General features: G+C 59.2%; 11 protein-coding genes. 8 read left to right on the forward strand and 3 right to left on the reverse strand.

What is annotated here, in order from left to right; genetic code table 11:
* Positions 1 to 37: 37 nt before the first annotated feature.
* The 4 genes from E4O98_RS11860 (at position 38) to E4O98_RS11875 (ending at position 5,564) form a co-directional block, all read left to right on the forward strand.
* Positions 38 to 2,191, forward strand: coding sequence for a TonB-dependent siderophore receptor (locus E4O98_RS11860; RefSeq protein WP_032880925.1), 2,154 nt, complete (start codon positions 38 to 40; stop codon positions 2,189 to 2,191).
* Between the two features lie 180 nt (positions 2,192 to 2,371).
* Positions 2,372 to 3,865 carry a methyl-accepting chemotaxis protein gene (locus tag E4O98_RS11865; RefSeq protein WP_248135156.1) on the forward strand — a complete coding sequence of 498 codons (1,494 nt, stop codon included), beginning with the start codon at positions 2,372 to 2,374 and terminating at the stop codon, positions 3,863 to 3,865.
* A 168-nt stretch (positions 3,866 to 4,033) separates the two neighbouring features.
* Positions 4,034 to 4,273 (forward strand): hypothetical protein, encoded by a 240-nt coding sequence (locus tag E4O98_RS11870; protein WP_032880922.1) that lies wholly within the window; start codon positions 4,034 to 4,036, stop codon positions 4,271 to 4,273.
* Between the two features lie 157 nt (positions 4,274 to 4,430).
* Positions 4,431 to 5,564, forward strand: a complete 1,134-nt coding sequence (locus E4O98_RS11875; protein WP_248135158.1) for a sensor histidine kinase — start codon at positions 4,431 to 4,433, stop codon at positions 5,562 to 5,564.
* Between the two features lie 323 nt (positions 5,565 to 5,887).
* On the opposite strand, the gene E4O98_RS11880 is transcribed toward E4O98_RS11875, so the two are convergent.
* The gene (locus tag E4O98_RS11880) at positions 5,888 to 6,403 is read right to left on the reverse strand and encodes a GNAT family N-acetyltransferase (RefSeq protein WP_103735033.1); all 516 of its coding nucleotides are present in this window, start codon (positions 6,401 to 6,403) and stop codon (positions 5,888 to 5,890) included.
* 190 nt (positions 6,404 to 6,593) lie between these two features.
* Between E4O98_RS11880 and E4O98_RS11885 the strand changes: the two genes are divergently transcribed.
* Both E4O98_RS11885 and E4O98_RS11890 read left to right on the forward strand, forming a co-directional pair.
* On the forward strand, positions 6,594 to 7,214 hold the full coding sequence (locus E4O98_RS11885; protein WP_248091729.1) for a LysE family translocator: 621 nt from the start codon (positions 6,594 to 6,596) through the stop codon (positions 7,212 to 7,214).
* 169 nt (positions 7,215 to 7,383) lie between these two features.
* Positions 7,384 to 7,923 carry an AAA family ATPase gene (locus E4O98_RS11890; RefSeq protein ID WP_078821267.1) on the forward strand — a complete coding sequence of 180 codons (540 nt, stop codon included), beginning with the start codon at positions 7,384 to 7,386 and terminating at the stop codon, positions 7,921 to 7,923.
* Between the two features lie 99 nt (positions 7,924 to 8,022).
* Here E4O98_RS11890 and E4O98_RS11895 read toward each other — a convergent pair whose 3' ends face one another.
* Positions 8,023 to 9,237, reverse strand: a complete 1,215-nt coding sequence (locus E4O98_RS11895; protein ID WP_248135160.1) for an aldose 1-epimerase family protein — start codon at positions 9,235 to 9,237, stop codon at positions 8,023 to 8,025.
* A gap of 42 nt (positions 9,238 to 9,279) precedes the next feature.
* Here E4O98_RS11895 and E4O98_RS11900 point away from each other — a divergent pair, with 42 nt between their 5' ends.
* Together E4O98_RS11900 and E4O98_RS11905 are read left to right on the forward strand one after the other, a co-directional pair.
* Positions 9,280 to 9,651, forward strand: coding sequence for a hypothetical protein (locus tag E4O98_RS11900; RefSeq protein WP_187432796.1), 372 nt, complete (start codon positions 9,280 to 9,282; stop codon positions 9,649 to 9,651).
* Complete coding sequence (locus E4O98_RS11905) at positions 9,534 to 9,833, forward strand: hypothetical protein (protein WP_078821265.1); 300 nt, start codon at positions 9,534 to 9,536, stop codon at positions 9,831 to 9,833. The genes E4O98_RS11900 and E4O98_RS11905 overlap by 118 nt, the downstream gene beginning before the upstream one ends.
* Before the next feature lie 148 nt (positions 9,834 to 9,981).
* Here the strand turns inward: E4O98_RS11905 and E4O98_RS11910 are convergent, their stop codons facing one another.
* Positions 9,982 to 10,293 carry a hypothetical protein gene (locus tag E4O98_RS11910; RefSeq protein WP_032880909.1) on the reverse strand — a complete coding sequence of 104 codons (312 nt, stop codon included), beginning with the start codon at positions 10,291 to 10,293 and terminating at the stop codon, positions 9,982 to 9,984.
* Positions 10,294 to 10,451 lie beyond the last annotated feature (158 nt).

Genomic DNA, 10,451 nt, shown 5'->3' on the forward strand with positions numbered 1-10,451 from the left:
TTATTTGCCACGGATGGCCTTTGGGAGCCCTATATCCATGTCTGTGCAACAACGCGTCAGCAACGCTTTTTCACCCAGCTCAATGGCGATGGCGATCTGCCTAGCAACCTCACAAGCGGCCCTGGCCGCCGACGCCGAAGCCCCGGCCACCATTGAGCTGGGCGCCACCCAGGTGTCGGGCCAGCAGCTTGGCGCAACCACTGAAGGCAGCGAGTCATACACCACCGGCTCGATGAAGACTGCAACCAAACTGCCGCTGACCCTGCGTGAAACCCCACAAGCTGTCACCGTGATTACGCGCCAGCGCATGGATGACCAGGCCATGACCAGCATCAACGACGTGGTCAACGCCACGCCCGGGTTGTTCCTCAACTACTCCAACGGGCCTGGCCGCCAGAGCTACACCGCTCGCGGTTTCGACATCGACAACCTCATGTATGACGGTATCCCCAGCGGTTACAACGGCGCGTCGGTGGGCGCCCAGCCAAACCTGGCGATGTTCGACCGCGTCGAGGTGGTGCGCGGCGCTACCGGCCTGGTGACCGGCGCGGGCAACCCCTCGGCAGCCATCAACCTGATCCGCAAGCGGCCCCTGGACGAACAGAAAGTCACCCTCACCGGCGCCGCCGGCAGCTGGGATGACTACCGTGGCGAATTCGACGCCTCCAGCCCGCTCAACCCCAGTGGCACCTGGCGCGGTCGCGTCGTCACGTCCTACCGCGACGCCAACAGCTTTATCGACAAGGCCGAGCAGGATCACGGCCTGTTCTACGCCGTCACCGAAGCCGACCTGAGCGAAGACACCACTCTCACCCTCGGCTACTCGAACCAGAAGGACAAGACCAACTACTTCTGGGGGGCTTCGATGGTCGGCCTGGATGGCCATCACCTGGACCTATCGCGCTCCTACAACCCCGGTACCGACTGGGAAAACAAAGACCAGGAAATCAATACCGTGTTCGCCGAGTTGCGCCAGCGCCTGGCCAATGACTGGAGCCTGCAGGTCAACGCCAATTATTCCGAACAGGACGCATTGTTCTCAGGCTCCTACCAATCGCGCTGGACGAACAAGACCCTCGCCCGCACGGTGTATCAGGCCCGCTATGATGAAAACCAGGCCGGCGTCGACGCCTTTGCCAGCGGCCCGTTCGAGGCGTTCGGGCGCACTCATGAGCTGGTGGTGGGCGCCAGCAAGCGCATCTACGACATGACCACTCATAACTACAGCCCGTATGAAATGAACTGGCCGATCAATGCCGGCAAACCGAACTTCACCCGCACCAATAACGCCCGCGAAGTCACCACCCAGGACGGTTTCTACCTGACCTCGCGCCTGAGCCTGGCCGACCCGTTGAAGCTGATCCTTGGCGGGCGCCTGGACTGGTATGACTATGACAACCGTGATGGCGACGGCGACTACAAGGTTACCCGCAACCTCACCCGCTACGCCGGCTTGATCTACGAACTGAACGACCAGCACTCGGTGTATGTAAGCTACAGCGACATCTTCACGCCACAGAAAGAGAAGAGCACTGCCGGCACCCCGCTCAAGCCCATCGTCGGCAAGAACTATGAAATCGGCCTCAAGGGCGAATACCTGGGGGGCGCGTTGAATGCGAGCGTGGCGCTTTTCCGCGTTGACCAGGAAAACCGCGCCGTGCAGATCGTTGTGCCGAACTGCCCACAGGCCTCTTGCAACCAGGCCTCGGGGGAAATCCGCAGCCAGGGCATCGACTTCGAACTGCAAGGTGCCTTGACCGAGAACTGGCAAGTCGGCGGTGGCTACACCTACGCGCGAACCCACACCATCAAGGACGACGCCAACCCGCAGAAGGTCAACAAGCAGTTCGACACCGACACCCCCGAACACCTGTTCAAAGTCACCACTCGCTATAACTTCCAGGGCCCGCTGGAAAAACTCCGGGTCGGCGGCAACATCTCCTGGCAGAGCCGCATGTACAACGACATCAAGCTGGCCGATGGCAGCACCTACCGGCTCAAGCAAGGCGGTTACGCCGTCACCGACCTGATGGCCGGCTACCGGGTCAACCAACACCTGGACCTGCAAGTCAATGCCAACAACATCTTCGATCGCCGGTACTACCAGTCCATTTCCAACGATGTGGACTATGGCGGCGATTCCTATGGCAGCCCACGCAACATGATGCTGACCGCCAAGTACAGCTTCTGATTCCAGCCTGTACCGTGGGAGGGCCTGCGCCCTTCCACTCAAGTCCCCTTCCCGCCTGCCGATAACCGATTGCCGGATCTGATCCGGTAAAAAACGCTGCACCTGACTTGCTATCGACCAGCGGCCATCGTGGCACGCCACATGCTTGGTTGCTGGCATCACTACATGGAGTAACCGTGAATGCCCCTTCGCACACGCTTCCAGGAGCACTATCGCAAGGCCGACCGCATCATGCTGGCATTGATCTGGCTGATGTTCCTGTTCTCCCTGGGGTTGGCGTTCTGGCATGACACCTTGCTCCAGGCGCTGATCGTCGGTGGCGGCACCGGCATGGTGCTGACGGCTCTCTACCGTGTCATCGGCGGCACCCGCGTGATGCGTTGCGCACTGGGCGCCGGGTTGATGGTGATGGCGGCGTTGCACATCAATCAGGCACACGGGGTGATCGAATCCCACTTCGGCATTTTCGCGCTGTTGGCGGTGTTGACCTTCTACCGTGACTGGCTGCCGATCCTGGTGGCGGCGCTGACCATCGCCGTGCACCACCTGGTGTTCCATGCGCTGCAGCACCAGGGTTTGCCGGTGTTTGTGATGGAGCATCACGGCGGCTGGACGATGATCTTCGTCCACGCCTTCTATGTGGTGATGGAAACCGTGGCCCTGTTGTACCTGGCGGTCCACAGCCAGGCGGAAGCTGTCGAAAGCCAGGAAATGCTTGAGAAGATGCTCGCTGTAACTTCACAGTTCACCGAGCAAGGCGCGCACGATGAAGACAAGGTGCGCGTGTCCCTGGCCAAGCGCTTCGACCACTTCCTGCAACAACTGACTCACCTGATCGACGGTGTCGCCCGCGACTCCCACGGCCTGGGGCAACTCGGCCAGGAACTGGCCTGCGCCAGTGGCACCCTGGAAAAAGGTGCGCGGCATCAACTGGTGCAGATCGGCGAAATGAACGGTTCGATGCAGCGCATGGAAGACGCCATGGGCCACATTACGGTGCAAGTCGAACAAGCCGTGGAACACGCCGGCCAAGCCAGTCAGCAAATTGTTCGCGGCCAGGAGAGCGTCGGCCGCGCCCAGCTTGAAATCAGCCAGTTGGCCTCACGCATCAACGGCACTGAATCCACCGTGCAATCGTTGGCCGTGCAGGCCGAGCAAATCGGCTCGATGCTGGAAGTGATCAGCAGCATCGCCAACCAGACCAACCTGCTGGCCCTCAACGCGGCCATCGAAGCCGCCCGCGCCGGCGAGCAAGGCCGCGGGTTTGCCGTGGTCGCCGACGAAGTGCGCAGCCTGGCACAGCGCACCGCCCTCTCCACCCAGGAAATCAAAACCATCATCGAGGGCCTGCAGCATGGCAGCCGCGAGGCCGTCGAAGCCATGCACGCCAGCCGCGAAGGCGTGGAGCGTTGCGTGCAAGACAGCCAATTGGCGGTGCAGATGCTCCGGGCGGTCGGCGAGGACATCGCGCATATCGATCAACTTAATGGCCGCATCGTCGCGACCACCCGCGAGCAAACCTCGGCGAACCTGGAGATCGTCGAGCGCTTGCAGTCGGTGCAGAGCATCGCCCAAAGCACTGCCGACGATGTGGAAACCCTGGCCCGCAGCAGCGAACGCCTGCCGCCGATTGCAGTGCGCCTGGATGCATTGGGGCGCAGGTTTCATCCTTGAATGCGCCGGTACGCTCCCCGTGAGGCTTTTCGCTGCACATCATCGCCTTCCGCTCGCACACAGCGAAACTCCTGCACCGTCTTTCGGTCGATGCTTTCAAGAGACCGATAGCGCCTCAGATGCCTTGTGTGTGCGTGTGTGTGTGTAATGAATGCTGCGGAGACAGCCATGAAAGAAGCCTTCAACGATTTGCCCGGCCCCATAAAGCGACAGGCTGACAGACTCCTTCGCGAGATCGAACTCGCGGGGTCGATGATTCTTGCAGTAAAAGGGGGGGCCAAAGCCCAGGGGTTTGTTCTGGGAATAACCTGCTGCAAGGGGCTGACATCCGAGCGCTGTGAGCAACTGGCAAGCCATTTTGACAGCATTGTAGAGCGCAAGCTGAGGTCGCTGACACTCGGGTTTTAGCGCCAGCGGGATGAACTCTGTCGGCACGCAGAGTGGATCAATGCTATCGCTACCCCCGGCCGCGCTTTTAAAGCTGCGAACAACCTCCTACACTGCCGGGAATTTCCCTGCATCTGCGCAGCCTCGCTCTTGTGCCCTACCCTTCAGGATTACAGACATGCGCCTGGCCGATTTCATCCTTGAGCACCTCGAACCGATTCTGCAAGCCTGGGAAGATTTCGCCAGAACCCTCGACACCCCGGGCGAGGACCTCGACAGCGTGGCGCTGCGCGACCATGCCGAGCAGATGTTGCGAGCCATCGTCAGCGACCTGCGAACCAAACAGACCCGCCAAGAGCAAATCGCCAAGGCCCAGGGCCTGGCCCCCGCGGAGGAGCAGGAGACCGCGGCAGAAATCCACGCCATCACGCGGTTGATGGCCGGCTTCACCATCGATCAGATGGTGTCGGAATACCGCGCCCTGCGCACCAGTGTGGTCAGCCAGTGGATGCGCCAGATCAAGGACGGCACGCCGATCAACGTTGACGACATGACCCGTTTCCACGAGGCCATTGACCAGGCGCTCTCCGAGTCCATCGCCAGCTATTCGCGCGCGGTCGAGGCATCGCGCAACGTGTTTCTGGGCATCCTCGGCCACGACCTGCGCACGCCGCTCGGCGCGATCCTGCTGGGTGCCGACGTGCTGCGGCGCTCCCAGGATGCAGGCCCCAAGGCGAACAAAGTGGCCAACCAGATCTACACCAGTGTGCGTCGAGCGAGCAAGATCGTCGGCGACTTGCTCGACCTGACCCGCTGCCAGATGGGGCCGGGCATTCCGGTCAGAACGGCCGATATAGATCTCTCACCGCTTTGCCAGCGTGTCGTAGAAGAAATCCGCACGTTTCATCCTGAAGCGATCATCCTGTTCGATTCGAAGACCCAGGCGTCGGGCCAGTTCGACGGCGCCCGAATGGAGCAGGTGTTCTCGAACATCGTCAGCAACGCCGTGCAGCATGGCGATACCACGCGGCCTATCCAGGTCGAGTTGGAGTTACAGGAAGATTTCGCGGTATTTTCCGTGCACAACAGTGGAGAGGCGATACCTGAGGATGTGCTGCCGTTCATCTTCAACCCGATGGGCCGCTTCTCTCAGCGTACTGCCGTCAATCACGGCCCCACAGAAGGCTTGGGCCTGGGCCTGTTCATCGCCTCGGAAATCGTCGCGTCCCATGGCGGATCGATTGAGGTCAGCTCTGATACCGAACACGGCACGGTGTTTCATGTGCGGCTTCCCCTCAATTCGATAGCCTAGGTATCAACACAGCTTCGGCGCGACCCTGAACCGATGGGAAGGGGCAAGCCCTAATACCAGTCAGTTAAGCGAACGAAATGCTCAAAGCAGCGCAGATCAAATGTGGGAGCGGGCTTGCCCGCGAAGACGTCGGCCCAGCAAACATTGGTGTTGACTGACCCACCGCTTTCGCGAGCAAGCCCCCCTCCCACAGGAGATCTACGTTTAACTGACCGGCATGGTTATATTCTGAACCCGGTCAACAAGAACAAGTCGATTTGGTTGACGACGCAAGGGCTGGAGCGAGGCCGGCAACTGGCTGATCGGTTGTTTGGAACAAAAGCTCAGGTAAAGGACAACCTGTACCGCACCTCCACCAGCGTGACACCGCCCCTCTCAATCTTGAGTTCGCTGCCTGCGTCCTCGACACAACCGACCCTGCGATAAAAGCGCATGGCCCGTTCATTGCGGGCCAGGACCCAAAGCGTCAGGCAGTCATACCCCTGCTGAACCAACGCCTGCAAGCCCGCGTTCCACAGCGCCAGCCCGACGCCCGTTTGCCAATACCTGGTCAGAACATAGATGGCCATAACCTCCCCTGCATTTGCCCCGGCGGCCTCTTCGTCACGGCTGGCGCCAACGGCTATCCACCCGACAATCTGCTGGTCCACCTCTGCGACCCATACTTCCGGTTCGCCCGCGGCTATCGAGCGACGCCAATAGGCTTCGCGCTGAGCCAGGGTGGCTTGTAACCCGTTCAAGTAGTCGGTGGGCATCAGGTCGCGATACGCCTCTTGCCAACTGCTGATATGCACTTGGGCAATGGCGTTTGCGTCAGTGGGTAATGCTCTGCGAATCATGCGGGCTCCTTCCATCGTGCACTGAATCTTGTCTTCGCAGTGTGCCTACGGGCCTATGACAAAATCAGTTTCGCCGGGGACTAAATAAAGATCTTGCGCTCCGGCACGCAGATACACTGCCAGCCTCATTGCTGTCCCTGCCGACTGCCCCTATCCTCAACGCTCTCGTCCGACCAAACCCGGAGCCGCCATGGACCTCGCCACCCTCGCCCTCTTCTTGCCTGCCTGCTTCGCCCTGAACATGGCGCCTGGCCCCAACAACCTGCTGTCGGTAAGCAACGCCACCCGTTACGGCTACCGCACCTCCTGCCTCGCAGGTCTCGGTCGGTTGCTGGCCTTTGCCAGCATGATCGCCCTCGCCTCCGCCGGGTTGGCGGTAGTGCTGCAAACGTCGGAGTTGTTGTTTTACGGGATCAAGATACTTGGCGCGGCGTATCTGTTTTATCTGGCGTATCAGCTATGGCGTGCGCAACCACAGGCAGAGTCACCAACAGCCGCTCACCAGGTCGGCTTATGGGCTCTGGCACGGCAGGAGTTTCTGGTGGCGGCGGGCAACCCGAAAGCCATCCTGATCTTCACCGCTTTCCTGCCGCAGTTCGTGGTACCTGACCAACCCATCACCGCACAGTTCGCCCTGCTGGGCGCGATGTTCCTGGCCCTGGAATGGATCGCCATCAGCGCCTACGCCTACATGGGCCTGCATATGCGCCGCTGGTTTGCCGAGCCAAGGGGCAAGCGCATCTTCAATCGTTGCTGCGCGGGGCTGTTGTCAGCGGCGGCGGCAGTGTTGTTAACGGCGCGCAGGGCGTAACCCAACCACTGTAGGAGCGAGCTTGCTCGCGAAGGCCGCCAACGTTGGCACGGGGTGCCTGGATAAAAAGGTGGCGCTCTTGGGTTTGCGTGAGCACGTTGACGCAGACAGGCATTGACGTAGAATCGCCACCCCAAAAATTCAGCGCGCACAGCGAGAAGGAGCTTAGATGCGACGGGTGATGATTGTGGGTCAACCTGGGTCAGGCAAAAGCACCTTGGCGCGCAAGCTTGGTCAGTGCACGGGTTTGCCGGTCGTTCATATCGACACTATCCACTGGCAGCCAGGGTGGATCGAACGCAGCCGCGACGCGAAGACGCAGCTTTGCCTTGAGGTCGAGGCCCGTGAACGCTGGATATTCGAAGGAGGCCATTCAACCACTTGGGACAACCGGCTGGCCCGCGCAGATCTGTTGATATGGATTGACCGTTCGGCGACGCTCCGATTCTGGCGCGTATTGCTCAGGACGCTGCTCAAACGCGGTCAGACTCGGCCTGACTTGCCGGAGAACTGCCCCGAACGACTGGCGAACCTGCCGGAGTTTTTTAGATTCATGTGGCAGACCAAAGAGTCAGCACGAGTAAAGATGCAACAACTCGTGGAGGCTGCCCCACCCGCCTGCCGTGTGGTTCATCTGCGGTCCAATCGGGACACTCGGATATTTCTTGCGAGCATTGGACGTTCGATTGGCCGGACAACGCCAGATTGATCGTCGGCTGACGGCTTCACTCCGTCGTTAATGTTGCCGCACCCCGCATAAGCGTGGGTGCTCAACATCAATAACATCGCAATGATGCTCCAGGCGGCGTCATTCCTTGGTCAAATCAACCAACGGCGTCTGCCGCACCTCAGTCTCACGCCCATCCTGAATTTCGCTGACCTGCTTCAAAGCCTTATCAACAGCGGCCTTGTCCGCCAACAGGCTGTAGCTGATGCGGAACTGCTTGTGTTCCTTCGGCCCGATTGTCGGCACCAGATTCAGTGGCCGCTGATAACGACGGTTGTAGGAAAAACTCGTCCCTGGCTCCAGCCCCGTGACATAGCCCTGGCCTTGGGTGTCGGTGTTTTTCCAGAGGGAAAACACCGGCAGTGTCTGCGTATTGAAGCCAACCGAAACGCCCAGGCTGCCGGCCTTGTTATGCAGCACGGTCAAGGTATCGCCCTTGGCATCGGCATATGGCACCACGTTGTAGACCGTTTCGTCATAGTCCTTGGTCGGTGCGCGATAGGTTTGCCAGTCGGCCAATTCGCCCTTGGCCTTGTCGTTGAACGGCGACACCTGCTTCACCGGCGCGACAAACCGCGCGCCCTGCTCCAGGAACGGGGTGCTGAAGTTACTGTGATACAGCGCCTGGTATTCCTTCGGATAGTCGCCGTTGTTGGTCAGGGTGTCATTGAGGGCAAACACCACACTGCCGGGTTGAGTGACCAGTTCGGTCGCGACAGAGAAGTCGACCTTCTTGAACGCCTGCTCTTTCAGCTCGCCGCGCAGGGTGATGGCATACGGTGGTTTTTCATCGATATGCAGCGTGACTTTATTCGCAGGAATATTGGCGGCCCGCCCGTGCAGGGTCAGCAGTTCGCCGTTGTCCATGCCAGGGTGGCCGACCCACTCGTAGCCGCAGCGGGTGACCAGCTCGTTGAAACCTTCCAGCCAGCCCAGCCCACCGCGGCCATTGAGCTCGATAAACGACGGATTGACCACTTCCTTGACCGGCGAATCCCAACCCATGCGCACATCGCCGACCGAAGCCTGCAACACGTTCATACCGCGAGTCGGCACCACCGAAAGCTTCATCGTGCCGTTATCGATATCAACGATGCTCACCCCCTCCTGCCGACCACCGTGCAAGGTGCGCAGGGTAACGCTGAAGGGCTTGGCGGTTTGTACGCCGAGCTGCTGGCTGGTGATCTGCCAGTTCTGGGCGGCTTTGTCGGTGTCGAGCAGGACGTAATCCCAGGCCATGGCGTGGGAGGTGACGGAGAGTGTGCTTAGGGCAACGAGGAGTTTTAGCGGGGTCATAGCGGTGGCCTTTATTGGAGTTGTGGGGGTTTTATAAACTCGATGAAACGTTTCAGCAAGCTTAAAAAGCGTGATGGTGTGGGGAAATATCAAGAAGGGAATGAGGCTAGTCGGGAGCAGACTGCAGCGAAAAAGTGGAGTGAGCGGCGTTCGAGCCTCAGTCCATCCGTGCCGGTTACAACCTTTGCGTTGATCGTCGGCTGCAACGACACTTATAGTTTCCCGGTCGCCCATGTGGCGATCAGGTTTGGCGACCTGATTATCGGTAAATCATTGCATTTATCGGAGTTTCAAAAATGGAAAGATATATCCCTCTTACTGGAATCGATCGGGTTCCAGCGTCCCTGCTCATTGACTCGCAAGCACCGCTCGATGTGCTGCAAGCGATGGCTGACTATCGCATTCGCACCGTGACTCAAGTATTGGAAAACATCGCTTTTCGGGGTGAAGTGGAGGCTGACTGCGTGGTGCTTTCGGATTTTGCTCAACTACTGGCGATACCGTTGCGGGATGGGTGTGATCTGATGGATGTTATCGCGCGTCGATTGCGGGAGCAGGCTTCGGAGGTAGAAGCGCACTCTACAACGGTTAGCTAGAAAGGGCTCCGTGCGCTGGAGCAAGGCAGGCCAGCGCGTGGAGGAGAAACTGGTTATTTCTCACGGGCCGTAAACGGCCAGTTCCGGTCTTTTGCGACCGGCTACAATCGACCCAGAGTTGCCTCTCAGAGAGCTAAAGCTGAGGTTGTCACTCGTCAAACAGAGTCCAGCCATGGCAAATGCCGTCAAAGTCTTTTGCCGTAAAAAATAATACAAGTTCCTCGGGGTCAAATTTTGTGTACAGCCAGTGCCCAGGAACAGGGCCTCTCGTTATCACGTATTCCAAGCGGTACTTTTGAACGGCTGCAGAACTGAGAGAAGCTGAATTCAACTCAAATCTGTCACCTTGATTGAACGCCCATAGCTTTCCAACAAGGCTGTCATCAAGTACCACCTCTTCAGCTGTCTCCATCAGATGCCGTGTATGCAGTTTTTTTTGAAGCCTAACGCTTCTGGCCATGGATCAACCTACCAATAAACAGTCCGAAGATCGGCATGATAATACTGGAACGCGGAGATGACCGCTCTGGGGCTATTTCAGCCGGTTCCGACAGGCAGCTATTGGCCGATTCTGTTGAAAAAGTAGCTCCCCTGACTGGCCTCCGGCAAAATCTCTTC

The sequence above is a fragment of the Pseudomonas sp. W2Jun17 genome (assembly GCF_023127795.1).
In the GTDB taxonomy this organism is placed as follows: domain Bacteria; phylum Pseudomonadota; class Gammaproteobacteria; order Pseudomonadales; family Pseudomonadaceae; genus Aquipseudomonas; species Aquipseudomonas synxantha_A.

Bases quoted from the DNA above. Each gene is read 5' to 3' on its own strand.
- E4O98_RS11885 (WP_248091729.1), top strand. From the start codon at position 6,594: ATGGACCTCGCCACCCTCGCCCTCTTCTTGCCTGCCTGCTTCGCCCTG.
- E4O98_RS11865 (WP_248135156.1), top strand. From the start codon at position 2,372: ATGCCCCTTCGCACACGCTTCCAGGAGCACTATCGCAAGGCCGACCGC.
- E4O98_RS11875 (WP_248135158.1), top strand. From the start codon at position 4,431: ATGCGCCTGGCCGATTTCATCCTTGAGCACCTCGAACCGATTCTGCAA.
- E4O98_RS11900 (WP_187432796.1), top strand. From the start codon at position 9,280: ATGAAACGTTTCAGCAAGCTTAAAAAGCGTGATGGTGTGGGGAAATAT.
- E4O98_RS11870 (WP_032880922.1), top strand. From the start codon at position 4,034: ATGAAAGAAGCCTTCAACGATTTGCCCGGCCCCATAAAGCGACAGGCT.
- E4O98_RS11895 (WP_248135160.1), bottom strand. From the start codon at position 9,237: ATGACCCCGCTAAAACTCCTCGTTGCCCTAAGCACACTCTCCGTCACC.
- E4O98_RS11880 (WP_103735033.1), bottom strand. From the start codon at position 6,403: ATGATTCGCAGAGCATTACCCACTGACGCAAACGCCATTGCCCAAGTG.
- E4O98_RS11860 (WP_032880925.1), top strand. From the start codon at position 38: ATGTCTGTGCAACAACGCGTCAGCAACGCTTTTTCACCCAGCTCAATG.
- E4O98_RS11905 (WP_078821265.1), top strand. From the start codon at position 9,534: ATGGAAAGATATATCCCTCTTACTGGAATCGATCGGGTTCCAGCGTCC.
- E4O98_RS11890 (WP_078821267.1), top strand. From the start codon at position 7,384: ATGCGACGGGTGATGATTGTGGGTCAACCTGGGTCAGGCAAAAGCACC.
- E4O98_RS11910 (WP_032880909.1), bottom strand. From the start codon at position 10,293: ATGGCCAGAAGCGTTAGGCTTCAAAAAAAACTGCATACACGGCATCTG.